The organism is Micromonospora sp. HM5-17, assembly GCF_003762835.1.
Taxonomy (GTDB): domain Bacteria; phylum Actinomycetota; class Actinomycetes; order Mycobacteriales; family Micromonosporaceae; genus Plantactinospora.
Map to the genome: position 1 here is coordinate 331773 of NZ_RJWA01000005.1, position 24283 is coordinate 356055.

At 73.3% G+C, this 24283-nt stretch carries 21 protein-coding genes and 5 pseudogenes; 13 read left to right on the plus strand and 13 right to left on the minus strand.

Annotated elements, in window-relative coordinates; all coding sequences use genetic code 11:
• Positions 1–242 precede the first annotated feature (242 nt).
• Positions 243–689 (plus strand): hypothetical protein, encoded by a 447-nt coding sequence (locus tag EF879_RS17085; protein WP_123559748.1) that lies wholly within the window; start codon positions 243–245, stop codon positions 687–689.
• A gap of 106 nt (positions 690–795) precedes the next feature.
• Here EF879_RS17085 and EF879_RS17090 read toward each other — a convergent pair whose 3' ends face one another.
• A complete protein-coding gene (locus tag EF879_RS17090; RefSeq protein ID WP_123559750.1) occupies positions 796–1383 on the minus strand; it encodes a DUF4386 family protein in 588 nt (195 codons plus the stop codon).
• A gap of 101 nt (positions 1384–1484) precedes the next feature.
• Between EF879_RS17090 and EF879_RS17095 the strand changes: the two genes are divergently transcribed.
• Together EF879_RS17095 and EF879_RS17100 are read left to right on the plus strand one after the other, a co-directional pair.
• Entirely contained in the window at positions 1485–2147 is a 663-nt protein-coding gene (locus EF879_RS17095; RefSeq protein ID WP_233604527.1) for a TetR/AcrR family transcriptional regulator, read from the plus strand.
• A gap of 286 nt (positions 2148–2433) precedes the next feature.
• Positions 2434–2886, plus strand: a pseudogene (locus EF879_RS17100) (SitI3 family protein).
• Between the two features lie 73 nt (positions 2887–2959).
• On the opposite strand, the gene EF879_RS17105 reads toward EF879_RS17100, so the two are convergent.
• Positions 2960–3418 carry a hypothetical protein gene (locus tag EF879_RS17105; protein WP_123559754.1) on the minus strand — a complete coding sequence of 153 codons (459 nt, stop codon included), beginning with the start codon at positions 3416–3418 and terminating at the stop codon, positions 2960–2962.
• Between the two features lie 127 nt (positions 3419–3545).
• On the opposite strand from EF879_RS17105, the pseudogene EF879_RS17110 reads away from it, so the two are divergent.
• The 5 genes and pseudogenes from EF879_RS17110 to EF879_RS17130 form a co-directional block, all read left to right on the plus strand.
• Positions 3546–3971 (plus strand): annotated as a pseudogene (locus EF879_RS17110) (ATP-binding cassette domain-containing protein); the annotation flags it as partial.
• 25 nt (positions 3972–3996) lie between these two features.
• On the plus strand, positions 3997–5148 hold the full coding sequence (locus EF879_RS17115) for a sensor histidine kinase (RefSeq protein ID WP_233604528.1): 1152 nt from the start codon (positions 3997–3999) through the stop codon (positions 5146–5148).
• Positions 5145–5774: a response regulator transcription factor gene (locus EF879_RS17120; RefSeq protein ID WP_123559758.1), complete on the plus strand. Its 630-nt coding sequence runs from the start codon at positions 5145–5147 to the stop codon at positions 5772–5774. The genes EF879_RS17115 and EF879_RS17120 overlap by 4 nt, the downstream gene beginning before the upstream one ends.
• A 59-nt stretch (positions 5775–5833) precedes the next feature.
• Entirely contained in the window at positions 5834–6499 is a 666-nt protein-coding gene (locus EF879_RS17125) for a class I SAM-dependent methyltransferase (RefSeq protein WP_233604529.1), read from the plus strand.
• A 191-nt stretch (positions 6500–6690) separates the two neighbouring features.
• Complete coding sequence (locus tag EF879_RS17130) at positions 6691–7029, plus strand: antibiotic biosynthesis monooxygenase (RefSeq protein WP_123559762.1); 339 nt, start codon at positions 6691–6693, stop codon at positions 7027–7029.
• 155 nt (positions 7030–7184) lie between these two features.
• Here EF879_RS17130 and EF879_RS17135 read toward each other — a convergent pair whose 3' ends face one another.
• Positions 7185–7685, minus strand: coding sequence for an Rrf2 family transcriptional regulator (locus tag EF879_RS17135; protein WP_123559763.1), 501 nt, complete (start codon positions 7683–7685; stop codon positions 7185–7187).
• Positions 7686–7775: 90 nt separating this feature from the next.
• Here EF879_RS17135 and EF879_RS17140 point away from each other — a divergent pair.
• Positions 7776–8521, plus strand: a pseudogene (locus EF879_RS17140) (SDR family oxidoreductase).
• A gap of 45 nt (positions 8522–8566) precedes the next feature.
• Here the strand turns inward: EF879_RS17140 and EF879_RS17145 are convergent.
• The 4 genes and pseudogenes from EF879_RS17145 to EF879_RS17160 all read right to left on the minus strand — a co-directional run bounded on the left by EF879_RS17145 (position 8567) and on the right by EF879_RS17160 (position 11917).
• Positions 8567–9274 carry an endonuclease/exonuclease/phosphatase family protein gene (locus tag EF879_RS17145; protein ID WP_123559765.1) on the minus strand — a complete coding sequence of 236 codons (708 nt, stop codon included), beginning with the start codon at positions 9272–9274 and terminating at the stop codon, positions 8567–8569.
• Between the two features lie 28 nt (positions 9275–9302).
• On the minus strand, positions 9303–10250 hold the full coding sequence (locus EF879_RS17150) for an ROK family glucokinase (RefSeq protein ID WP_123559767.1): 948 nt from the start codon (positions 10248–10250) through the stop codon (positions 9303–9305).
• A gap of 570 nt (positions 10251–10820) precedes the next feature.
• Positions 10821–11423 (minus strand): annotated as a pseudogene (locus EF879_RS28840) (hypothetical protein); the annotation flags it as partial.
• 38 nt (positions 11424–11461) lie between these two features.
• Positions 11462–11917: an SRPBCC family protein gene (locus tag EF879_RS17160; RefSeq protein WP_123559769.1), complete on the minus strand. Its 456-nt coding sequence runs from the start codon at positions 11915–11917 to the stop codon at positions 11462–11464.
• A 236-nt stretch (positions 11918–12153) separates the two neighbouring features.
• Here EF879_RS17160 and EF879_RS17165 point away from each other — a divergent pair, with 236 nt between their 5' ends.
• From EF879_RS17165 to EF879_RS17175, 3 genes are read left to right on the plus strand one after another with little or no spacing between them, the layout of a single operon-like run.
• Entirely contained in the window at positions 12154–13965 is a 1812-nt protein-coding gene (locus EF879_RS17165; RefSeq protein ID WP_123560021.1) for a long-chain fatty acid--CoA ligase, read from the plus strand.
• 14 nt (positions 13966–13979) lie between these two features.
• Positions 13980–15674 carry a GAF domain-containing sensor histidine kinase gene (locus tag EF879_RS17170; RefSeq protein WP_123559771.1) on the plus strand — a complete coding sequence of 565 codons (1695 nt, stop codon included), beginning with the start codon at positions 13980–13982 and terminating at the stop codon, positions 15672–15674.
• Positions 15675–15681: 7 nt separating this feature from the next.
• Entirely contained in the window at positions 15682–16350 is a 669-nt protein-coding gene (locus EF879_RS17175; RefSeq protein WP_091557164.1) for a response regulator transcription factor, read from the plus strand.
• Between the two features lie 73 nt (positions 16351–16423).
• On the opposite strand, the gene EF879_RS17180 is transcribed toward EF879_RS17175, so the two are convergent.
• From EF879_RS17180 to EF879_RS17205, 6 genes and pseudogenes are all read right to left on the minus strand, one after another.
• Positions 16424–16864, minus strand: coding sequence for a DUF4395 domain-containing protein (locus EF879_RS17180; RefSeq protein ID WP_123560023.1), 441 nt, complete (start codon positions 16862–16864; stop codon positions 16424–16426).
• 58 nt (positions 16865–16922) lie between these two features.
• Positions 16923–17492 carry a thioredoxin family protein gene (locus tag EF879_RS28205; protein ID WP_233604531.1) on the minus strand — a complete coding sequence of 190 codons (570 nt, stop codon included), beginning with the start codon at positions 17490–17492 and terminating at the stop codon, positions 16923–16925.
• Between the two features lie 161 nt (positions 17493–17653).
• Entirely contained in the window at positions 17654–18778 is a 1125-nt protein-coding gene (locus tag EF879_RS17190) for a glycosyltransferase family 4 protein (RefSeq protein ID WP_123559773.1), read from the minus strand.
• A pseudogene (locus EF879_RS17195) lies at positions 18775–20032 on the minus strand (M48 family metallopeptidase). Before EF879_RS17195 ends, EF879_RS17190 begins: the two are co-directional and overlap by 4 nt.
• Before the next feature lie 325 nt (positions 20033–20357).
• Positions 20358–20582: a hypothetical protein gene (locus EF879_RS17200; RefSeq protein WP_123560027.1), complete on the minus strand. Its 225-nt coding sequence runs from the start codon at positions 20580–20582 to the stop codon at positions 20358–20360.
• Positions 20583–20805: 223 nt separating this feature from the next.
• Positions 20806–22359, minus strand: coding sequence for an NYN domain-containing protein (locus tag EF879_RS17205; protein WP_123559775.1), 1554 nt, complete (start codon positions 22357–22359; stop codon positions 20806–20808).
• 126 nt (positions 22360–22485) lie between these two features.
• Here EF879_RS17205 and EF879_RS17210 point away from each other — a divergent pair, with 126 nt between their 5' ends.
• Positions 22486–24249 carry a DEDD exonuclease domain-containing protein gene (locus EF879_RS17210; protein WP_123559777.1) on the plus strand — a complete coding sequence of 588 codons (1764 nt, stop codon included), beginning with the start codon at positions 22486–22488 and terminating at the stop codon, positions 24247–24249.
• The last annotated feature ends 34 nt before the right edge of the window (positions 24250–24283 follow it).

Consider the following 24283-nt stretch of genomic DNA (forward strand, 5'->3'; position numbering starts at 1 on the left):
CCTCACCGCCGCCAGACCCCACGCCGTCGCCAGATCCCACGCCACCCGGTCCCGCGTCGTCGCCGGATCCCACGCCGCCAGGCCCGGCGTCGGCCGCGGAACCCCCACCGTCAGGTCCCACGTCCGCACCGGATCCCACGCCGCCAGGATCCGCGCCGCCGGGTCTGACGCCGTCAGGATCCGCGTGGGCAGGTCCTGCGCCGCCGGGTCCGTCGTCGTCGCCAACCGGCCGGCGCTGGTCCATGAAGTGGTACTACCTGGTGATTGCCGGCGTTGTCGTTCTGTGCCTGTTCTGCTCCTGCCTGGGTGCGGGCGCCTATCTGCTTCTTCGCGATGATTCGAGCTCTGGCCTCGCCTCGGCCGACCCGACCGCCGGGTGCGAGGAGGCGATCCGCGGGGCGCCGGCCGACACGACCGGCGAGGCCACCAGCCCTGAACTGAATCGCAGGTGGGCGGAGCACTTCCGGGAGGCCGCCGCGAAGGCCAACCGCCCCGAGATCAGGTCGGCGATCCTCGACGAAGCGGCCGCCTGGGACCACTACGCGGACGTACAGGAGGAGGTCGACGCCAAGAGGCGGGCGGGCACCGATGACGTGGACGACACCCTCGCCCTCACGAGGGCCCTGCGCGAAAAGCTCGCCGCCCACCGACAGGTGATGGACGTCTGCGCGGAGGCCGGCTACGAGTAGGGCGATCGGTCACCCCGCCGATGCGGGAACGGGCCCCTTCAGCCGCTGAACGCGGTGCGGTAGGGGCCCGTCCGAGGACTGGACGCGTACCGGGGAGCTGATCTCCTCAGCGCAGCGCCGCATCGGGCGCGGTGTCCGGCCGCACGGCGTTGGTCGGCCGCGCGCCGGTGGCCGGTGCGACGCCGCGAACGAGCAACAGCAGGCCGAGGACGACCTCGAACAGTCCTCCCGGAATCGACAGGACGAGCCCGACCCCGGCGCCCAGCAGTTCGGCGGCCGAACCCGCCGCCAGCAGCGCGTATCCCGCGAATCCCCAGATCGCCAGCCAGCGCGGCAGCCAGTGCAGCCGGCTGACCGCCAGGCAGAGGGGCAGACTGCCCAGGCCGAGCGACAGCATGGCCATCTGGTACGCGAGGTCGGCGGCCTCGACCCCGACCCGGTCCAGCAGGACGATCCCGACGGTGAGCAACAACGCCTCCGCGCCGCGGGCCACAAGGTACGTCCAGGCGACCCCCGGATGACTCCGCCGCAGCGCCAGAAAGACCAGCGCGCCGATGGCCGCCACCAGGACGGAGTTGAGTACGACGAGCGCCGTCCCGGCGAGCTGTCCGGGCAGGGAGCTGCCGATGCCGTAGGCGACGATCGCCAGCAGGAAGAACGCACCGACACATCGGCCGGCCGAGTGCAGGAACATCGTCGCCTCCCAGGGTTTCGTACTTAGTACGTCGTACTAAGTACGGTACGCTCGGCAACGACGTCGGTCAACGGAATGGCGAGGAGATGGGGAACCAGACGGTGAGCGAGCCAGCCCGACAGCTGAGTCGCGAGCGAGTCCTGAGCGCGGCGGTCGCCATCGCCGACGCGCACGGCCTGGCGGCGTTGACCATGCGGTCACTGGCCGCCGCGCTCAACGCCAAGCCGATGTCGCTCTACCACTACATCCGCAACAAGGAGGAACTCCTCGACGCCCTCGTCGACCGGGTCTTCGCGGAGATCGAACTGCCACAGGTGGGCAACGACTGGCGCGCCGAGCTGCGCCGACGATGCCTCTCGGCCCGTACGGTCCTCGCGCGGCACCCCTGGGCACTGGCCCTGGTCGAGACCCGGACCAGCCCCGGGCCGGCCACCCTGCGCCATCACGATGCCGTGCTGGGCGTGCTGCGCGCCGGCGGCTTCTCGCTCCCGATGACGGCCCGCGCGTACGCGATCATCGACGCGTACGTCTACGGCTTCGTGCTACAGGAGGCATCACTGCCGTTCGACAGCGGAGACTCCGCCGCCTCGGTCGCGGGTTCGATCGTGGATGCCTTCGCGGCGGGCCAGTACCCGCACCTGGTCGAACTCGCCACCCAACACATCCAGCAACCCGGTTACCACTTCGGCGGGCAGTTCGAGTTCGGCCTCGATCTGATCCTCGACGCACTGGCCGCGTACCGCGATGCCGCCCGGCCATCGTGACTCCACCGCCGGGACCACCCCGCCGTCAATGCGCTGATCACGTTTTCGGCGAAGCCACTGATTGACGACAGACGGTCGACGATCGTCGCAGCAGGCTGGCCAGCACGATCTTCACCGTCTTCAATTAAGTGAATTCACGTGGCACGCTACGGCCATGGAGAAGGTCGACACCCTGCCGAAGTAGTTCGCCGATTGGCCGATCGAGGGATTGCGGGAGCTGGTGGCGGTCAGACGCGGCCGCACGATAGTACAAATCGTTTAACCGGACCGAAGAGAGGCTACGACGATGTCCATAGATTACCGGTTGACCCTGGCGGGTGAGATCCCCCTGGAGCAGGTGGCGGAGCTGGTCGCTCCAGGCGCCAGGCGGACCACGACCAGATCCGGCAAACCGATGCTCAGCGCCCCGCTCTACGAAGAGTACGGGTACCTCGTCGACATCACCTCTGGCAGCAACGGCTACCACGAAGCCGAGGACGACAGCGGCTCTCCGTGAATCTGGGAGCCGGAAACCTACGTCGACATCAACTTTCACATGAATAAGGAGGCGCTAACCGAAAAGGGGAAGCCGAACATGTTGGCAGCCGTGGCCCGGGTGCTGGCGGAACGACCGGAAGACGCGGCGCTCGTCCTCAACAGCAACTGGCTGTTGCTGACACGCGTCGCAGGCGTACTTCGCAGGCATGGAACGACGTGGTGGAGCCACCACGACATGGACAACGGCATCATTCGTCAATGAGCGGCCGAGATACGGCTCAGCGACGACCCCGCCCCCAGCGGCCTGATCCGGCTCCTCGGCTGGGCTCGCCCCCTCAGCGGAGGGTGGCGGTCGAGTCGTCGCTGGTTGGCGGCTCGGCCGGATGCTCGTGGAGCGACACCACCCGCTGGCGCCGGCGGCGTCTCCGCCCGGGATGCGCGTCGTACGTCCCGAGGTGGGTCCCGGGCTGCGCCGGCTGGCCGGTCCAGAGATTCGGGGATCGGATTCCGGGGAAGACCAGGCCGGCTGTCACGCCGGCGATCCCCATGCAGCAGAGCAGCGCATCGACGACCGCCGACACCAGCGGCCAGAGCGGACTCTCCGCATGTCCGACCTGCTGATAGCTGACATAGCCGAGTGCGACGGCGGCGACCAGCAGCGCAACCCCGACCCAGAACAGCCAGGCCCGCCACCGGCGGGTCCGGCTGGCGCAGAGCACGGTGAACCGAACCGTCTCGCCGCAGTGGCCGCACCGGATCGTCTCCTCGGCCTTGCCGTGCGCCGGCCGCGCCACGACGCCGGGCCTCGGGCCGAGGTCGCCTTATCCACCGATCGGTTGATCGGCGACCCCACCGCACCAGACGCGGGCCATCGCCGCGTGGTCGATTCGACTCCGGGTCACGGACGGCAGGCTTCCGGATATGGCAATCATCGAACTATCCGGCCTGGTCAAGCGCTACGGCGACCGCACCGTGGTGGACGAAATCAGCTTCGCCGTCGAACAGGGCGAGATCTTCGGCATTCTGGGGCCCAACGGGGCGGGCAAGACCACGACCGTCGAGTGTGTCGAGGGGCTGCGCACCCCGGACGCGGGCAGCATCCGGGTCTGCGGCATCGATCCACACCGCGACCCAGCCGGTGAGCTGCGGCACGTGCTCGGCGCGCAGTTGCAGGAGAGCGAGCTGCCCGACAAGCTCACCGTCGCCGAGGCGATGCGGCTGCACAGCTCGTTCTATCGACAGCCGGCCGACTGGCGGGAGCTGGTCGACGCCCTGCGCCTCGCCGACAAGCTCGACACCCAGTTCCGACGGCTGTCCGGTGGGCAGCAGCAGCGGCTGTCGATCGCGCACCCTGCTTCAGCCGATGTGGGGCATGCCGGTACACCTACCGGCCGCGCTCGGCCTCGCTACCGCGATCACGCTCTGGTTGCTCTGGTTCCACACGCTCAACCCGCGTTGGCACCACATCGGTCCGCGGATGGGCCTGTACTACACCGGACTGATGGCGCTGACCGCCAGCCTGGTGGCCGTCGCGCCCTTCTATGGCATCTTCGCGTTCATCGGATACCCGCAGGCGTTCCTGTATCTGCTGGGACACTGGCGCTACGCCGGCGTTGCCGCCACCGCGACGATCTCGGCGGTGGCGTACCTGGGCGGGGCGGCCCAGATCGCCGCCGGCGGGTGGTGGGAGTGGACCGCGCTCAGCCTGATCAGCGTCCTGCTGGCCGGGACGTTCTTCCGCCTCGCCGAGACGACCGACCAGCGCAACCGCAGGCAGAAGCAGGCGCTCGTCGAGCTGCACGACGCCAACGTCAAGCTGGCCGCCGCGCTGGAGGAGAACGCCGGCCTGCACGCCCAACTGCTGGTCCAGGCCCGCGAGGCCGGGATGCTCGACGAGCGACAGCGGATGGCCCGGGAGATCCACGACACCCTCGCCCAGGGGCTCGCCGGCATCCTCACCCAGCTCCAAGCCGCCGAGCAGACGCTGGACGAGCCCTCGACATCACGACGGCACCTGGCGAACGCGATGCAGCTGGTCCGGGAGAGCCTCGCCGAGGCCCGCCGGACGGTGCACGCGGTGGAGCCGGCGGTGCTCGCCGAGGCCCGACTTCCGGACGCGATCAGCGACGTGGCCAGGCGCTGGGCGGAGGTGAACCACATCGATGTAACGCTGACCACCACCGGCAACGCCCGACCGATGCACGCCGACGTCGAGGTGACGCTGCTGCGCATCGCGCAGGAGGCACTCGCCAACGTGGCCAAGCACGCGCGGGCCAGCCGGGTCGGGCTGACCCTGTCGTACATGGAGGACGTGGTGACCCTCGACGTGCGCGACGACGGAGTCGGCTTCGAGCCCGGCGTACGGCGTGCCAACGGTTCCGCGCCGGACGGTGGCTTCGGGCTCGCCGGGATGCGGCAACGGGTGCAGCGCCTCACCGGCCGGTTGGACATCGAGTCCGAGCCGGGCGGGGGGACGGCGATCTCGGCCACCGTACCGGCCATCCCACCGGGAGGTAAGGAGTGATCTCGCTGTTGATCGTCGACGATCACCCCGTGGTGCGGGACGGGTTGCGGGGCATGTTCGGCGCCGACCCGCGCTTCACGGTGCTCGGCGAGGCCGGTGACGGCGCGGAGGCCATCGTCGCCGCGGAGCGACTCCGGCCCGACGTCATCCTCATGGACCTACGGATGCCGAAGACCGACGGGGTCACCGCCATCAGGGAACTGGCCAGCCGCGGGGTGCCGGCCCGGGTCCTGGTGCTCACCACGTACGACACAGACAGCGACGTCCTGCCCGCGATCGAGGCCGGCGCCATCGGCTACCTGCTCAAGGACGCGCCTCGGGAGGAGCTGTTCCGCGCGGTCGAGGCCGCCGCGCGGGGACAGGCGGTCCTCTCCCCCACCGTCGCGAGCCGGCTGATGGGCCAGATCCGGCAACCGGCGTCGGAGCCCCTGTCCCAGCGCGAGCTGGAGGTCCTGCGACTGGTCGCCCAGGGTGCGACCAACCGCGAGGCCGCCCGGCAGTTGTTCATCAGCGAGGCGACGGTCAAGACGCACCTGCTGCACGTGTACGCGAAGCTCGGCGTCAACGACCGGGCCGCCGCCGTGGCCGCCGCGTTCTCCCGTGGCTACCTGGCACTCCCCACCTGAGCCGGCGCGAGACTCGCCTGGCTGCGCCCGCTCGGCGTGCAGGTACGATGATGCGGCGCGTGACTTCCTCCCCCACAGAACTGCTCGACTTCCGTGGCGTACGACGTGCCTACGACACCGTGGCGCAGGACTACGCGGCCTACTTCCCGGACACCCGCGGGGAGGCTCGACTCGACCTGGCCATGGTGGACACCTTCGCCGAGGCGGTGACGGCGGCCGGCGACCCACGGGTCCTCGACGCCGGGTGCGGGGCGGGTCGGCTGAGCCGCTACCTCACCGAACGCGGCTGTCGGGTGACCGGGGTGGACCTGTCGCCGGGGATGATCGCCATGGCGCGGCGCGACCATCCGGACCTGGTGTTCACCGTGGGCTCGGTGACCGAGCTGCCCTACCGGGACAACCAGTTCGCTGGCGTCCTGCTGTGGTACTCGATCATCCACACGCCGCCCGCCGGTCAGGCACGCATCTTCGCGGAGGCCGCACGGGTGCTCCGCCCCGGCGGTCACCTGCTCGTCGGGTTCCAGGCCGGCGACGGCGTCCGCGACGTCGCTCCAGCCTACCGCCGGTTCGGCCACGACATTCGCCTTGAGCGCTACGCCTACTCCGCCGAGGAGGTCGCCGGTCGGCTCACGGCCGCCGGCCTGAGCGAGGTGTGCCGCGTGGTGCGGTGCGCTCAGGGCCAGGAGCGGGACGGCCAGGCGTTCCTGCTGGCCAGAGCCGGCTGACCGGACCCGCCGCGGCAGCCGGACCCCGCCGGTGGGATGTGGGGACGGGGTCCCGGTCACGGCCACGGTGAGCGACAGGCTCGCCGGCACCACGAGCCACCTCCACCGGCGGGACGGGTCGAATAGGATCGACGGCCATCCTCAGGCGGCTGGAGACACAGCCACGGAAACCGAAAGGGGCGAGGTATCGAATGATCGCGCGGACGTGGCGGGGCTGGGCCCCGGCGGCCACCGCCGACGACTACCAGCGACACTACGAGACCGAGGTGGCCGAGCACCTCCACCAGGTTCCGGGCTTCCGCGGCGCCCACCTGCTCCGCCGCGACGACGGCGACGAGGTCATGTTCACCTCGATCACGTACTTTGGCGGCATGGACGACGTGCGGGCGTTCGCCGGCGACGACCCCGAGCGGGCCGTGGTCGAGGAGGCGGCCCGCCGCGTCCTGAGCCGGTGGGACGACCGCGTCACCCATCACGAGGTCGCCGTCGACCTGCCCACCGTCACCCGCCCGGTCGACCGACGATCCTGAGCCTCCTCGGATCGGTCGCGGTGGTCAACGCCGCCCCGGTCGACCGGACCACCACCCCGCCCCGGGCGGCCTTCTCGGTACCCCTACCGCCGGCGGCCGGCTGACCGGGTCGGCCGCGGCCCGTCCGGCGCCCCGCGCCGAATCGCGCCGCGACGTCAGGTACGCCCGCTCCGGGCCGCGGTCCCGGCGACGCTCTGCATGCGGGATCGGGTCCGGGCGGGCGCCCACGACGGCAACTCGGCGATGATGTCGGTGAGCGAGACGGCGGCGAGGCTGCGCCGCCAGGCCTCGTGCGCCTCGGCCATCTTCTCCGCGAGGATGCAGGTGCGCTGGCACTCCTCGGGCGGCAGCGCGCCGGCGCCCTGTTGGCGGATCTCGCGACACTCGTACGGCGAGGAGTACCCGTCGACGGCTTCGACGATCTGGAGCAGAGTGATCTCGCCGGGCGGGCGAGCGAGCCGAAACCCGCCTCGGGGCCCTGTCGAGGCGGTCAGGACGCCGGCCCGGACCAGCGCCTGTAGCTGCTTGGCGAGGTAGGGCGCCGGCAGGTCGTAGTACTGCGCGAGCTGCGTCGCCGACGCGGTGGCCCCCGGTTCGAGCTGGGCCAGCGTCGTCGCGCAGTGCAACACCCATTCCGTGCTGACAGGCAGTTTCACGATCGCCAGTCTATCGGAGATATTGCGGACCCATATTGTCCGTGATTCGGTGCCGCCGACTGGTGAGAGTCAGCCGTGAAGGAGATCGTCATGCGCGTCGCTGTTGCTGGCGCGACCGGAAACATCGGCACCCTGACCGTCGCCGCCCTCGAAGCCGGGGCCACGACGTGGTGCGAATCAGCCGTTCTCTCGGGATCGACCTGTTGACCGGGACGGGGCTCGACGCCGCGCTGGCCGGGGTCGAAGCGGTCATCGACGTCACCAACTGCACCGCGTCCGACCCGGCCGAGACGGTGGCGTTCTTCGGCACCACGACCCGCAACCTGCTCGCCGCCGAGCAGCGGGCCGGTGTCCGCCACCACGTCCTGCTCTCCATCGCCGGCGTCGACCGGGTCGAGGGCAACGCGCACTACGTCGGCAAGCGGGAGCAGGAGCGCCTGGTGGCCGCCGGGCCGGTGCCGTGGACCATCGTGCCGGCCACCCAGTTCCACGACTTCGCCGAGATGGTGGCGGGCTGGACCGAGCAGGACGGCGTCGCCACCATCGCCCCGCTGCTCGTGCAGCCCATCGCGCCCGAGGACGTGGCCGCCATCCTCGCCGAGATCGCGGTTGGCCAGCCGCAGGGCCGTTACGTCGACATCGCCGGTCCCGAACCGCAGGACCTGGTGGACATGGCCCGGCGTACCCACCAGGCCCGCGGCCGGGAGGTGAAGCTCGTACCGACCTGGTCGACGGTGTTCGGTCCGGAGATGGCTGGCAACGCCCTGCTGCCCGGCAAGGACGCCCGGATCGCACCGACCACCTTCGACGAGTGGCTCGCCCGGCAGCGGCGATAGATTCCCCTGCTCGGGACGCCCCGGGACTCGGAACGCAGGCCCGGGTTAGAGGCGCAGGTCGGCCATGATCGGGAAGTGGTCGCTGGCCCGACGCGTCTGCTCGGTGTCCACCACCTCGTAGCGGAGCACGCTGATCCGGGGGTCCACGAAGATCGCGTCGATCCGGTTGCGCGGGTTGGCGCAGGAGAAGGTGGGCCGCTCCGCGCCGCCGGCCGCCACCGCGGCGTCGGTCAGGCCGTCCGCGACCGTACGCCAGGCGGCGCCGCCGGAGCCCTCGTTCAGGTCCGCCCCCACCACCACCGGCTCGGGCGCGCTGGCCAGCTCCTGCTTGAACAGGACGGCCTGGCCGGGGCGCTCGGCCGGGTCGGTGGAGAGGTGCGAACCGGCCAGGGTGAACCGGCGCCGCCCGACGGCACACTCGGCGAAGGCCGCGCCGCGCAGGTGCCGCCCGGGAGTCAACGGATACTGCCGGCACCAGGTGCGGTACACCCGGACCCGGAGGCTCGTCAGCAGCAGGTTGCCCAGCGCGGGCAGGCCACCGGCGGCGACCACCAGCCCGAGCCGGTGGGCCAGCGCCGCGCACCGGTACCGCCAGCGGAACCGCCGGGGTCCCTCCTGCACGATCACCACGTCGGGCGCGACCTCGCGGACGGCGGCGGCCAGCGCGTCGACGTCGTCCCGCTGGCCGTGCACGTTGTACGAGAGCACCCGCAGGCGTACCGCCGACGTGTCGTCATCGGACGTACCCGTCACCGCCCCTCCACTCGCTCGTCCGCGGCGGCTAGCGCCGCCGGGCCAGGTCGGCCGCACCGACCACCCCGGCGATGTTGCCCAGCTCCGCCGGCCGGATCTCCGCCACCGGGATCGCCGCGCGCGCCGCGAGCGCCTCGGTGAACGCCTGCCGGGTCGGCCCCATCAGCAGCTCACCCGCCTCCACCACGCCACCGCCGACCACCAGGACCTCCGGGTCGAGGATCTGCGCCATGTCGGCCAGCCCGATCCCGAGCCACCGGCCGATCTGGGCGAAGGCCGCACAGGAGACGGGATCGCCGGAGCGGGCCGCCGCCGTCACCATCGGCCCGGTGACCGCGTCGACGTCGCCGTCGGCCAGCTCGAGCAGAATGGCGGCGCGGGTCGGCTCCTGCCGGGCGCCCGCGCGGGCGAACCGGACCAGGGCGTTGCCGCTGGCGTACTGCTCGATGCAGCCGAGCCGGCCGCAGCCACAGAGGTGCCCCTCCGGCACCGAGAGCATGTGCCCCAGCTCGCCGGCGATGCCGTGGGCGCCGCGCAGCAGTTCGCCGCCGAGCACGATGCCGCCGCCGACCCCGGTGCCGATGGTGAACAACACCATCGAGTTCTCCGCGTCCCGAGCGGCGCCGTACCGGAACTCGGCCCAGGCCGCCACGTTGGCGTCGTTCTCGACGATCACCGGCAGCCCGACGGCGTGGCTGACGTAGTCACGCAGTGGCTCGTCCCGCCACGCGATGTTGGGCGCGAAGAGCACCGTGGAGCGGGCGGCGTCGATCCACCCGGCCGCGCCGATCCCGACCGCCGTCACCTCGTGCTCGGCCGCCAGCTCGGCAACCACCTCGACGATGACATCCCGAGTCTTGGCGACGTCGTCGGCGGGGGTGTCGCGGCGCACGCGCACCCGGACCTCGCCCGCCTCGTCGACGACGCCGGCAGCCACCTTCGTACCCCCGACGTCGACTCCGATGGTCAGCGTCACCGCTGCCGCTCCCCTCTGCCGTACCGCTGCCCGCGGTCGTTTACCCGCCACTGCCGCCGTCGCCGCCGGCCGCCCACGCTGGCGATCGGCCGACCACCCCGCGGGGCGGCCGCGGCCTCACGCCCCGCCGGACGCTACCTGGTCCGCCGGGCCGGCGACCGTTCCCTCTGGCGTCCGCGACGCGGGCACCGCTGCCCGCCGCTCGCCCGCGCCGGCCCGGAAGTCGCCCGATCCGGTCCGGCAGGACCGTTCGTCCGACGTCGGCCCGTCCGACGTCGGCCGATCCGGATCGGCGGGGTCGTCGCTGACCGCCGCCCCCGGCTCAGCCCGGGTGGCCGCCGCCCAGACGTCCGTCTCGGCTGCCGGCCACGAATCATGCCCGGTACGGGTGGCCTCCCGCCATACCAGGTCGGCCTGACTTTCCCCGGCCTCGCTCGGGAGTCCGTCGGCGAGGCCCTGGTCCGTCGGGCCGCTGTCCGATCGGGTGCCCGCTGCCCGGTCGGCCGCCTCGGCGAACCGGGCGGCGGAACCGGCGGAACCCTCGCCCGCGAACCGCCCGGGATCCCGGTCGGCGGCGCTCCGCCCCGACGTCGGATCGGCCGCGCTCCGGCCGGACGTCGGATCGGCGGCGCTCCCGGTGGGCGTGAGGTCGGCCGGGGCGGCGTCGCGGGCGGCGCCGGCGACCCCGGAGAACGCCCGCAGCAGGCTGGCCACCCCGGCGGCGAAGTCCCCGGCGCCGGTTGCCAGCCGTTCGACCAGGTCGGGGCTCGGGTCACGTAGCGCCGCGATCGTGCGGCAGACGGGGCAGATACAGCACTCCGCGGTTCCCGTGGCGAACCCGGCGCCCGTCGGCGTACCACCGTGGGAGGTGGACCCGCCACCGGCCGACCCGCCACCGTCGGGGCCGGCCGCGCCCGCCCCCGGACCGCCCGAGGCGGCCGGGCCCGGGGTATCCCCGGACACCGAACGCCCGACGGACGCGTCCCGGCCGGACGGGCGCCCGACGTGGTCGAGCACGTCGGAGATCAGGTTGCCCACCGGGCCGAACGCGCCGGCCCGCGCCCCGGAGGCGGCGGACTGGGCCATGGCGAACACGGTGGCGACGAGACGTTCCGCCTCCTCCCGCGCCGACCCCGGCTCGGTCGCGCCGCCGAACGTCCCGTGTTCTCCCATGATCGGCTCCTTCACGCCCGCCGCGCCCACCGGTGGGGTCAACGCGCCCCATCCACGGATTCCACCCGCCGCTTCAGCTGCGTCAACGCCGCATCCATAATCATCTTCTCGGCCTTGCGCCGGAACATCCCGAGCATGCCGACGGAGAGTTCGACCTCCAGCGTGTACGTCACGGTCGAGGTGCCGTCCCCGTTGTCCTCGACGTCGTACGACCCGCGCTGGGACCGCTGCATCCGCGACGGCTGGACCAGGTGCCACTCGATCCGCGAGATGTCCTCGGCGTACTCGTACGCGAGGGTGTACTCGTCGGTCATCACCCCGGCGTCGACCACGAACCGGACCTGGGCGGCGTAGCCGTCCTCGTACTCCTCCAGCACCTCGACCCGCTTCACGGCGCCGGCCCACTCCGGGTACCGCGGAAAGTCACAGATCACCGATGCCACCTGGGCCGGCGGCGCGGCGATGACGATCGACTGGGTGGAGGAATCCGCCATGTCCGGCAGGCTACCCCGCGGCGGCGCGGATCGTGCCGCCCACCTCGCCGCCCACGCCGGTCCGCCGGCCGGTCCGCCGCCAGTACGCCCGCCGGTCCGCCGCCGGCGCCCCGGCGTCGGGCCGGCGGGTGCGGGCCTGCTCGGGCGGACAGACCCGGCGGCCAGGTAGGTTGCGGAGGTAACCGGACCGGTCAGTCGAGGGCAGACCGGATCGACACGAGCCCGAGGGAGTGCAGGTGCGCGAGTTCTCGGTCCCGCCGGCGGCCACCGTCGGCGACGCGGCCAACCTCACCGACCCCGTCTGGGGCAACGCCGAGGAGGCGCCGGAGAGCGTGCAGTTCATCCGTCGCACCGCCGGGGAGGGCGGCGCGAACGGCTGGGTCGAGGTCACCTGCCGGCAGTTCCGCGACGAGGTCGTCGCGGTGGCCCGCGGCCTGATCGCGGCCGGGATCACCCCCGGTTCCCGGGTCGGGCTGATGGCCCGAACCCGGTACGAGTGGACGCTGATCGACTACGCCATCTGGGCCGCCGGCGGGGTCACCGTGCCGGTCTACGAGACCTCCAGCGCGGAGCAGGTCGCGTGGATCCTCGCCGACTCGGGGGCGGTCGCGTGCGTCGTGGAGACGGCCGCCCACGCCGAGATCCTCTCCGGGATCCGTGACCGGTTGCCCGCGCTGGAACGGTTCTGGCAGATCGACCAGGGCGGGGTCGCCGAGCTTATCGCCCTCGGGGAACAGATCGACCCGGCCGAGGTCGACCTGCGTCGCCGGGCGGTCCGGGCCGACGACATCGCCACGATCATCTACACCAGCGGTACCACCGGCCGGCCCAAGGGATGCGTGCTGACCCACCGCAACCTGCTCTCCGACATCTCCAACGCGATCCCGGTGCTGCCCAACCTCTTCAACGAGGGCGCATCGACCCTGCTCTTCCTGCCGCTGGCCCACTCGTTCGCCCGGCTGATCCAGATCGGCACGGTGCAGGCCCGGGCCACGGTGGTGCACGCCGCCGACCCGAAAAACCTGGTCAACGAGCTGAAGGAGGTCCGCCCCACCTTCGTGCTCTCGGTACCCCGGGTCTTCGAGAAGGTCTACACCGGGGCGCTCCAGAAGGCGAGCGAGGAGGGGAAGGCGAAGGCGTTCGCCGCCGCCGAGCGGGTGGCGATCGCGTACAGCCAGGCCCTGGACACCCCGTCCGGACCCGGTCTGGTGCTGCGGCTGCGGCACTGGGTCTTCGACCGGCTGGTCTACCGCAAGCTGCGGGCTGCGCTCGGGGGGCGGTGCGAGAACGCGATCTCCGGCGGGGCGCCGCTCGGCGCGCGGCTCGGCCACTTCTTCCGCGGCGTCGGCGTCAGGGTCTACGAGGGGTACGGCCTCACCGAGACCTCTCCGGCCGTCGCGGTGAACCTGCCCGGGGCCACCCGGATCGGCACGGTCGGCCGACCGCTGCCCGGGATCACCATCCGGATCGCCGACGACGGCGAGATCCTGATCAAGGGCGACGTGGTGTTCCGGGAGTACTGGAACAACCCGGAGGCGACCGCCGAGGTGCTCACCCCGGACGGCTGGTTCCACAGCGGCGACCTCGGCGAGTTGGACGGCGACGGGTACCTCCGGATCACCGGGCGCAAGAAGGAGATCATCGTTACGGCGAGCGGCAAGAACGTCGCCCCCGCCGTACTGGAGGATCGGGTCCGGGCGCACCGGCTGGTCAGCCAGTGCATGGTGGTGGGCGACCGCCGCCCGTTCGTCGCCGCGCTGATCACCATCGACGAGCAGGCGTTGCCGACCTGGCTGCGCGAGCACGGCCGGCCGGAGGACACCCCGGTCGCCCAGCTCCGCGACGACCCGGAGCTATGCGCCGAGATCCAGACCGCGGTGGACGAGGCCAACCGGGCGGTCAGCCGGCCCGAGACGATCAAGCGGTTCCGGATCCTTCCCCGGGACTTCACCGAGGCGAACGGCGAGCTGACCCCATCGCTCAAGATCAAACGCAACGTCGTGGCAAAGACATACGCCGCCGACATCGCCGCACTATACGGCGACTGACTACGATCCGTCAGGTGCCCGCCTCGACCTCCGGTCCGCCTCCCCCGCACCCGCTCGCGACGGCGGCGCGCTTCGTCATGCTCGCCCTGGTCGCGGTCCTCACCCTGATCGCCACCCGGGACCTGGGGCAGCTCCGCTGGGTCGCCCTGCTCGCCGTCGCCAGCGTCCCCGCGGTGGTCGCGCCCGGGCACCGACGGGTGGCGCCGCTCGCGAGATTCGCCGAGGTCGTCATCGTCGGACTGGCCGCCGGCCAGGTCGCCGCCGCGGCGACCATCAACGACGCCATGCCCGGGCTCGCGGCCTCGGCGATCCTGCCCTACCTCGCCGTGCCGCTCACCGCCGCGGCGCTGCACAACCGATCCCGAGAGGGGATCATCCTGCTCACGGTCGCCGCGGCGACCCTCACGGTCGGCGGCACCATCGCGAGCAGCGACGGCGGCCGGCAGATCACCCAGATCGGCTACCTGGCGTCGGCGGCCCAGTGGCTGATCCTCGCCGGGCTCGGCATCTCCGCGGCCGGCACGCTGCAACGGATCGTCCAGGCCCGGGGCGAGAGCCGGCCACAGCCGTACGCGGAGGCGACCCGGCTACTGACCCAGTTGCGCAGCGTCGCACGGCAGCTACCCGGGGCAACCCTCGACCCGGGCAGCATCTCCGAGCACCTGCTGGAGGAGCTGCGCGCGGTCGCGCCGTCCGACCGGGCGGCGGTCCTCTCCGCCAGCGGCGGCGGACGGCTGGTGGTCCTCGCCCAGGCCGGCGTGGATCGGGTCGACTGGGAGACGACGCTGGACGCCGATTCGGCGATCGCCGACGCCTGGGCCAGCCAGCAGCCGCAGACCGCCAACCGGTCACAGGCCCGCTCGCACCCCGGCGGCGACGTGTCCGCGCTGGTCGTGCCGCTGGTCGCCGGGGTCCGGACGGTGGGGCTGGTCACCCTGGAGGCCGACGTCGCCAACGCCTACCCGCCGGCGGTGGTCGCCCGGGTGACCGCGCTCACCCGGCCGGCCGCGCTCCGGCTCGAGGCCGCGCTCCTCTTCGACGAGGTACGGTCGCTCGCCACCAACGAGGAACGGCAGCGGCTGGCCCGGGAGATCCACGACGGCGTCGCCCAGGAGCTGGTGATGGTCGGGTACGGCATCGACAACGCCCTGGCCTCCCTGCCGGAGGGTGCGACCGAGACGGCCGAGGAGCTGCGGACCCTGCGCGCCGAGGTGACCCGGGTCATCACGGAGCTGCGACTCAGCCTCTTCGAGCTGCGCAGCGAGGTGGACCGGCACGGCGGGCTCGCCGCCGCCATCGCCGAGTACGCCCGCACCGTCGGTGCCTCCGCCGGTCTACGGGTGCACTACACGCTCGACGAGTCGACCGCCCGGCTGCCGGCCGCGACCGAGGCGGAGTTGCTGCGAATCGCACAGGAGGCAATCACAAACGCCCGAAAGCACGCCGGAGCGACGAATTTGTGGGTCACCTGTACCATCGATCCCCCATTCGCCCAGATTGAAGTGTCGGATGATGGTCAGGGCATTACTGACCAGCGACCCGATGGCAGGTATGGTCTTGCGATCATGGCAGAGAGGGCGGAACGTATCCGGGGCCGGCTAGAGATCAGTCCGCGACACCCCAGCGGCACGACGGTGGCGGTGGTACTCGGAACCTCGCCCCGGCGCGATAACGTGCGCGATAGCGTCACCGCATCAGAAGGGGAGTAACCCGAGCATGACCACCAGCCCCATGCCGACCACTCGGACCAAGGTCCTGCTCGTCGACGATCATGACCTGATCCGCAAGGGACTCCGGCACGCGTTCGAGCGGGACCGGCAGTTCGAGGTCGTCGGCGAAGCCGCCACCGCCGCGGAAGGGGTCCGACAGGCCGGCGCTCTGCAGCCCGACGTCGTGATCATGGATCTCCGCCTTCCCGACGGCAGTGGGCTCGAAGCCACCCGTGCCCTCCGGAAGTCCAGCGCCACCATGGGGATCGTGGTGCTGACCATGTACGCCGGCGACGACCAGCTCTTCGGCGCCCTGGAGGCCGGTGCGAGCGCCTTCGTCCCGAAGACCGCCCCCGCCGACGAGGTCGTGGCCGCCGCCCGGCACGCCGCCTCGTCGCCCAGCGCCTTCACCGCCGCCGATCTCGCCGAGGCGATGAAGCGCCGGCTCGCCCCCTCCGGCCCGCAGCTCTCGCCCCGGGAGGGGCAGGTGCTGCGCCTGCTCGCCGACGGGATGAGCGTGGCGGGGATCGCCAAGCAGCTCTTCGTCAGCGAGTCGACGGCCAAGACCCACATCTCGAAGCTCTACGAGAAGCTGGGCGCGGCCAACCGGGCGCAGGCGCTGATGACCGCGCTCCGGCTGGGCCTGCTGGAGGCACCGGACGCGCCGAAGTTCTGACGCCCGCTGATCCCGGGTGGCGGGCCGGCACGGGCCCGCCCAGGGTCAGCAGCCGTGAGCGTCAGCACCGGGGTCAGGGCGTGGGATCGGGGACCCGGGACGGCACCGCGCGGCCGGTCAGCCGCCGGAACGCCAGGTACGTCTCGCAGCCGAGGCAGAGGCCGAAGGCCGCGCTGAGGAAGGCGGCCGCCAGCGCCAGGCAGCCCATGACGAGGCCCAGCACCGGCGCGCCACCGAGGTAGCCGGCGGCGCAGACGAGCAGGAAGACGAACCCGACGACCTGGGAGAACCGGACCGGCGCCGCCGGCTCCAGCTCGGCCGGCCGGGCCAGCCGGGGCGCGACCACGGCCCGGAAGAGCAGGGCGTACGGGTTCCACCGCGGGTTCAGCGCGCCGATCGCGTAGACCGCCGCCTGTGCCAGCGCCACCCAGCCGGAGGCGGTGACCAGGACGACGACGATGACGAGCGCCGTGAGTGCCGCCACGAAACGTGGCGCGCGAGGGTCGAGCAACACGGTCACCTCTCGGGGGAAGGGGCTTCGGTCGACTCGGCGTCGGCGACGGCCCGGACGATCACGGTGTGGCGTCGCCAAGCAGCGGCGCGACGGCGGCGATCACCTGCGCCTTGCGGGGCACGCCGACGGCCCGCCGGACCACCCGCCCCTCGGCGTCGACCACGAGCACGGTCGGGGTGCGCCAGATCCCGAGGGTCCGGACCGCGGCCAGGTGGCTCTCCGCGTCGACCTCGAGGTGACGTACGCCGTCGAGCAGCGCCGCGACCTCGGCGAGCACCCGGCGGGTAGCCCGGCACGGGGCACAGAACGCCGACGAGAACTGCAGGAGCGTGGCGGGGGTCCCCAGCCGTACGCCGAGCGCGGTGAGCACGGCGCGCGTCTCCGCCCCGTCGGCTTGGCCTGCCCCGGCGCTCGGGTCCGGCGGCTCCGACACGGCCGACGCCGCCGGCTCGGGCCGCCGCGGCACGGCCGCCACCAGGCTCTCCGGCGCCGCCAGGCTCTCCGGTGCCGGGCCGGCCGGGGCCACGGGCCGGAACAGGCCGTCCCGGCGACGGTGCCACAGCCCGAGCCCGATGGCCGTCAGCAGTGTGGCCGCCACCGCGACGGATGAGGTAAACGCGTCCCGCACGGGAACAGACTGCCACGCCGAAGCATCGACGGCCATCATGCACGCCGGGTCGTGGCGCGGCGATCCCGCCGCCCTGACGGGACCCGCGTCATCCGGTCGGCGTCGCCCACCGTCGTGCCGCCGGCGGCTCCGCAGCCGGCGCCCGTCACCCGAGGACTCGGTCAGCCGGCCAGCAGCTCGGTCATCCGGCGCGCCTGCCGGTCCCAGCGCCACTCCCGCTCCACCCAGGCCCGCCCGGCCGCACCCATGCGTCGGGCCAGGTCGCGGTCGGCGAGCAGGGTGGCCACCCGATCGGCGAGTTGCCGGAGGTCCCGGCCGTTGACCACGTACCCGGTCTCCCCCTCGCGGACCGCGTCCGGCGCGCCCCCGGAGTCGCCGGCCACCACCGGTAGCCCGGTCGCGGACGCCTCCAGGTAGACGATGCCGAGGCCCTCCACGTCCAGCCCGCCGTTGCGGGTCCGGCACGGCATCGCGTACACGTCGCCGGCGGCGTAGTGCGCCGGCAGCTCGGCTGCCGGGACCGACCCGGTGAAGACCACGTCGTCCGCGACCCCGACCTGTCGGGCGAGCCGGTGCAACGTCTTCCGGTACGGCCCGCCGCCGACCACCAGCAGCGCCGCCCCCGGCACCCGGCGCCGAATCTCCGGCAACGCCCGGATCAGCGCGTCCTGTCCCTTGCGCGGCACCAGCCGGGAGACGCAGACCACCACCGGCCGGTCCGACAGCCGGTGGCGGGCCCGGACCTCGGCGCCGTCGACGTCCGGGTGGTACACCTCGACATCCACCCCGGGGGCGAGTCGCCGCAGCTCGGTACGGCCCTCCAGCACCCGGGCCAGCCGCACCCGGGTGTACTCGCCCAGGTAGGTGGTGACGTCGACACCGTCGCCGATCCGGCGCAGCGCCGTACGCGCGCCCGGCAGTGCCGCCCAACCGACCTCGTGGCCGTGGGTCTGCGCCACCGCCCGACGGATGCCGCCCCGCCGACGCAGCCCGGCGGCGAGCAGGCCCAACGGGGCGGCGGCCCCGAACCAGACGGTGTCACAGTCGTACGCGCGGGCGAGCTGGGCCGCCCGGCGGGCGACGCGCGGAGTCGGCAACAACACCGTGGTCGGCTCGCGGACCACCTCGAAGGGCTGGTCAGCGTCGAACTTCTCGGCGCCGCGCCAGGTCGAGGCGTAGACCACGACCGAGCCGGCCGGCTGCCGGAGTGCGAGACCGTGGACGAAGGACTGGATCCCGCCGGGTCGCGGGGGGAAGTCGTTGGTGACGAGCAGTGTCCTGGTCAACCGCCGGCTCCTCGGGCGTACGCGCGGGCCGCAGCCATGCGCTCAACTGTGGACGGATGGCTGGCCGAGTAGAGGTACACCCAGCGGGGCGGATCGGGGTCGGCCAGGTTGACGCGGGAGAGCCGGCGCTGCATCGCCTCGAAGGCGGCCGGCACCGGTCAGGGCCAGCGCGTGCGCGTCCGCCCGGGCCTCAAGCTGGCGGGAGACCCAGGCCTGGGCCGGTGCGGCAAGCACCCCGGCAACGGTGACCACCGCGACCAGCAGCGGAAACGCCCGCGACTCGGCGACCGAACCGACACCGGCGGCGCGGAGCAGCGCCCCCCAGGAGCCGAGCAGGTAGAGCGCCACGACCCCGGCCGCGGCGCCGAGCGCCCCGGTGAGGGTGCCGGTGAGCACGTCCCGCTCCTTCGCGTGCCCCAGCTCGTGCGCGACGACACTGGCCACCTCGGCGGGAGGCGCCGCGCGCAGCAGGGTGTCGTAGACGACGATCCGACGGGTCGGGCCGAAACCGGAGACGTACGCGTTCAACGCCCGGGTTCGCCGCGACGCGTCGGCGACCAGTACGTCCCGCACCGGCACGCCGTCGGCCTCGGCCAGCGCCATCAGCTCGGTACGCAGCGGCCCCGGCTCCATCGGGGTGAACCGGTTGAAGATGGGCTCCACCAGCACGGGAAGGACGAAGGAGAGCAGGGTGACCAGCGCCGCCGCCCCCACGGCGCCGATCGCCCACCACCAGCGCGGCGCGTACCTGGTCACGGTGTAGAAGCCGAGCAGTGCCACAGCCCCGATGACGGCGCTGACCGCGTACGACTTGAGCAGGTCGACGGTCCAGCCGCCCCAGCCCTGGGTGGCCAGCCCGTAGCGGGCCACCACCGCGTGCCGCCAGGCGGCGAACGGAAGGGTGACCAGGTCGGCCACCAGCACCACGGCCAGACCGCCGAGCACCGCCTGGGCGACCCAGTTGCCGCCGAACGGGCGGCCGACGAGTTCGACGAGCCGCGCGCCGAGCGGCGTCAGGCCGAGCAGCAGGGCGATGAGCAGCCCGGCGACGATGCCTCCGTAGGTGCCGGGGCGCAGGGCCGCGTGGAAGGCGCGTCCCCGGGCGACCTCCGCCGCGGGTAGGTCCGCCAGGGCCGCCAACTGATCCGACCGGGGCGCGGGAGGCCGCTGCCACGGGACCCGCGACGCCACCACCGCGACGAGCAGGGCAGCGAGGACCGCAAGTGCCAGGCTCGCCCAGGCGCGCGGAGTCATCGCGGCGCCCCGACCAGAGCACCGCTACGCGTCGGGGTGCCGCCCGCGCCCGGTCTCCCACCGCCCGTGGCGGCCACGGGCCGGGCGACCGGGTACCGCTCCACCATCCGTGCCGCCTCCCGCCGACCCCGCTTCCGCGCGGCCATCCTATGCCGGAGTCCGGACCCCGACGGCCCCGAGCCTCCCCCGCGCCTCGGCTCGGACGCCGGTCGCCGGTGCCGCCGGCGATGCCGGGGGTCACCTCGATCCCGACCAGGCCACGCCGGGGACCGGCCGCGGCATGCGCCGGGCGCATCGCCGGCTGCGGGCCCGGCCAGGACGCTGGCTAGGCGACCCGGCGTCGTCGGCGCCGGGTGGCCAGCCGGACGGGCGGGGGCGGCGGTGTCGGCAGCACCTCCACATCGAACCCGGCCCGGGCGAACACCTCGATGGCGTACTGCTCGTCGGGGGTGAGGGTGGCCACCGGCGAGGGCCGGTCCAGCAGGGCGCTCACCACGCACCCCGCGCAGGCCGCGCCCCGGGCCGTACACGTGTCGCAGTCGATCAGCATCGACTCCTCCTCCACTCGTGGCCGGCTCGTCGCGAGCCGGACACCGTCGGTCACATCGACGGTAGTGCCGCCGTACGACAAATCCGTCGAGGAGGTCGTGAAGGGCCGTTCGCGACCGAAAGCACCCACACGGGTCCAGCGGGGGCCGTCCGGGGAGATACGGCGCGGGACGCGCAATTCCCCGGGCGCGCACCGGCGCCCGGGGCCGGCTCAGCTCCGGGGGTCAGGCGCGGGCGAGGCGGCGGAGCAGGGCGTCGGCACCGAGCGGATAGGCGCCGTGCCGGCGTACCCCGTCGGCGACCTCGCGGTCGGACGAGACCACCACGATCGGCCGACCGGCCGGCTCGGCCCGGACCAGGCGACGGATCAGGTCGTCGGCGGTCTCACCCTTGCGCGAGAAGAGCACCCGGACGCCGCGCGGCGCGGGCGGCAGCCCGTGCATGCGTTCGGCGCCGTCGAAGACGACGGTCACCTCGTCACCAGTCTGCGCCGCGATCCCGCCGAGGCCGGTGATCAGGCGCTTGCGCTGCTGCTCCAGCGACATCTCGCCGAAACCGCGCTTGGTGACGTTGTAGCCGTCCACGATGAGGTGGGCCCGCGGCAGCGCGAGCAGTTGGTCGAGCCGGGCCGGATCGTCGGCGTCCAGCCCGCGCGCGGCGTTGGCGGCGGCCGGTTGCTCGGCGAAGGCGTCGGCGACGTAGTCGGCCGGTAGGCGGTCGGCGGGGTCGAGGGCCAGTTCCCGGCGGAGTCCGAGTGCGGCCCGGCCGATCGTCTCCAGCAGCAGCCAGAGCCGGGCGTCGTCGACGGACCGGGCCTCCTTGGCGGTCTGGCGGACCGCGCCCGCCGCCGCCTCGGCCTCGGCCAGCCGGGCCCGCATCCGGCGCAGCTCCGCCTCGTGGTCGGCCGCCGCCCGGGCCGCCCGCCCCTTCTCGGTGGCGAGCAGCTCGTTGGCCCGACGCTCCCGGGCCTGGGCCTCCCGCAGCGACCGGCCCAGCACCCGGACCTCCTCCCGCAACTGGCCGATCTCCTCGCGGAGCCGGGCCACCTCGTCCCGGAGCTTGTCCGCCTCGACCTTGGCCACCGCGCGGTCGTGCTCGGCCCGGGCGGCCCGCTGCTCGGCCTCGCGGACCAGCTCGGCCACCACGGCGCTGTCCACCTCGGCGCGGACCGCCGCCCCGGCGTCCTCGATCAGCTCCCGCCAGTTCGCCGGCCGGGCCAGGTAGGCGAGCGCGGCAACCTCCACCGGATCCGCGGCGGCGGGACTGCTGCCCGATACCACGGCGGCGCCCAGCGCCCCGGCCTCGGCCAGCACCCGGCTCGCCACCCGCTGCCGGAACAGCGGGTCGCTGGCGAGCTGGGTGGCGATCGGCGCCGCGCCCAGCCGCGCGCGCCGGTTGGGGGCGAACTTGGCGATCCGCCGCAGCGGCGCCGGCAACTCGTCACCGGGCAGGGTCGGCAGTGCGGCCGCCGCCAGGTTGATGATCCGTTGTCGAACCGGCTCCGGCAGCGTCGGCTCCGACTGCGGGCCGGCCTCGTCCGACGCCGGGCCGGGCTCGTCGGGCCGCGGCCCGGTCGCGGTCCCGGCCGACTCCGGCACCGACCCGGACCCCTCGGGCTCCCCCGTCGGCCCGCCGACCTCCGGCGCCGGACCGGTCACCGCCCCGGCCGACTCCGGCGCGGTCCGGTCGGCCGCCGGCTCCGATCCACCGCCCTGGGCACGCGTGGTGTCGGCCGCCTCGGGAGCGGGGCGGTCGTGGGACGGTTCGACGCGGGGCATACCGTCAGTCTCCCACCGACCCCCGGTCCGCCGCCCCTCACCTCAGATGATCTCGGCGGGGTGGCGGCGGTAACCGGTGGGACCCGAGTGACCGGAGTGTCGTACGGGGCGCCTAACGTGCCCGCCGTGGCGCAGCTCCGATACGTGCAGGAGACGCTGCACGGCCTGGCGGGCGACGGGTCGTCGGCAGGCGACCGCCCCGACGACGGGCTGTCCCTGCGCGAGACCACCTTCGTCGTGGTGGACCTGGAGACCACCGGCGGCACCCCGGACGGCGGCGGCATCACCGAGATCGGTGCGGTCAAGGTACGCGGCGGCGAGGAGCTCGGGGTGCTGGCGACCCTGGTCAACCCGGGAGAGCCGATCCCGCCGTTCATCACCGTGCTCACCGGGATCACCCAGGCGATGGTGGCGCCCGCCCCGTCGATCGAGCAGGTGCTCCCCAGCCTCCTCGAGTTCCTCCGGGGCGCCGTCCTCGTCGCGCACAACGCCCCGTACGACGTGGGGTTCCTCCGGGCCGCCTGTGCCCGGCACGGATACGACTGGCCGAACCCCCGGGTGCTGGACACCGCCGCGCTGGCCCGCCGGGTGCTCACCCGCGACGAGGTACCCAATCGCAAGCTCGGCACCCTGGCGGCGTACTTCCGCACCCCGCACCAGCCGACCCACCGGGCGCTGGACGACGCGCGGGCAACGGTCGACGTGCTGCACGGGCTGATCGCCCGGCTCGGCAGCCACCGGGTGGAGACGCTCGGCGACGCCATCGAGTTCGCCAAGGCGGTCACCCCGATCCAGCGGCGCAAGCGCCACCTGGCCGACGGGCTGCCCCGGGTGCCGGGGGTCTACGTCTTCCGGGCCGCCGACGGCCGACCGCTCTACGTGGGCACCTCGGGCGACATCGCCACCCGGGTACGCAGCTACTTCACCGCCGCCGAGAAGCGCGCCCGGATCTCGGAGATGCTGGCCGCGGCGGAACGCGTGGAGGCGATCGAGTGCGCCCACGCGCTGGAGGCCGAGGTCCGGGAACTCCGGTTGATCGCGGCGCACGCGCCGCCGTACAACCGGCGCTCCAAGTTTCCGGAGCGGATGCTGTGGCTGAAGCTGACGGCGGAGCCGTATCCCCGGCTGTCGGTGGTCCGCGACCTCGCACCGGACGACGAGGCCTACCTGGGGCCGTTCAACTCCCGGCGGACGGCGGAGCTCGCCGCCGCGGCGATCCACGACGCGCTGCCGCTGCGCCAGTGCACCCACCGGCTCTCGCTCCGGCGCACCATCCCGGCCTGTGCCCTGGCGGAGCTGGGCCGCTGCCCGGCGCCGTGCGAGGGCCGGATCTCGGTGCCGGAGTACGAACGGCGCGCGGTCGCCCCGGCCCGGACCGCCATGATGGACGATCCACAGGTGCTGGTCGACGCCCTGCTTGCCCGGATCGAGACCCTCGCCGCGGCCCAGCGGTACGAGGAGGCGGCGGTGGTCCGGAGCCGGTTGGCGGCGGTGCTCCGCGCCGCGGTACGGATGCAGCGGCTGGTCGGGCTGACCCGGATCGCCGAACTGGCCGCCGCCCGGCGCACCCCCGACGGCGGCTGGGACATCGCGGTGGTACGGCACGGCCGGCTCGCCGGGGCCGCCACCGCCGCGCCCGGGGTGCCACCCCGGCCGGTCCTCGACCTGGTCCGGGCCACCGCCGAGACGGTGCTGCCCGGGCACGGGCCGGTGCCGAGCGCCTCGGCCGAGGAGACCGAGCGGATCCTGTCCTGGTTGGATCGACCCGAGACGAGGTTGGTGGAGACCTCCAGCGGATGGTCCGCTCCGGTCAGAGGCGCGGAGCGGTTCCGAGGCCTGCTCGCCCGGGCCGAGGCGGCGAGGCCACAACTACCATCCGAACGCACATAGCCAAGTAACCGATCGGACGACCTTCACTCCCTTA

Excerpts from the sequence above, each read along its gene's own strand:
- EF879_RS17085 (WP_123559748.1), top strand. The coding sequence starts at position 243 with ATGAAGTGGTACTACCTGGTGATTGCCGGCGTTGTCGTTCTGTGCCTG.
- EF879_RS17090 (WP_123559750.1), bottom strand. The coding sequence starts at position 1,383 with ATGTTCCTGCACTCGGCCGGCCGATGTGTCGGTGCGTTCTTCCTGCTG.
- EF879_RS17115 (WP_233604528.1), top strand. The coding sequence starts at position 3,997 with ATGCCGGTACACCTACCGGCCGCGCTCGGCCTCGCTACCGCGATCACG.
- EF879_RS17130 (WP_123559762.1), top strand. The coding sequence starts at position 6,691 with ATGATCGCGCGGACGTGGCGGGGCTGGGCCCCGGCGGCCACCGCCGAC.
- EF879_RS17160 (WP_123559769.1), bottom strand. The coding sequence starts at position 11,917 with ATGGCGGATTCCTCCACCCAGTCGATCGTCATCGCCGCGCCGCCGGCC.
- EF879_RS17175 (WP_091557164.1), top strand. The coding sequence starts at position 15,682 with ATGACCACCAGCCCCATGCCGACCACTCGGACCAAGGTCCTGCTCGTC.
- EF879_RS17200 (WP_123560027.1), bottom strand. The coding sequence starts at position 20,582 with ATGCTGATCGACTGCGACACGTGTACGGCCCGGGGCGCGGCCTGCGCG.
- EF879_RS17205 (WP_123559775.1), bottom strand. The coding sequence starts at position 22,359 with ATGCCCCGCGTCGAACCGTCCCACGACCGCCCCGCTCCCGAGGCGGCC.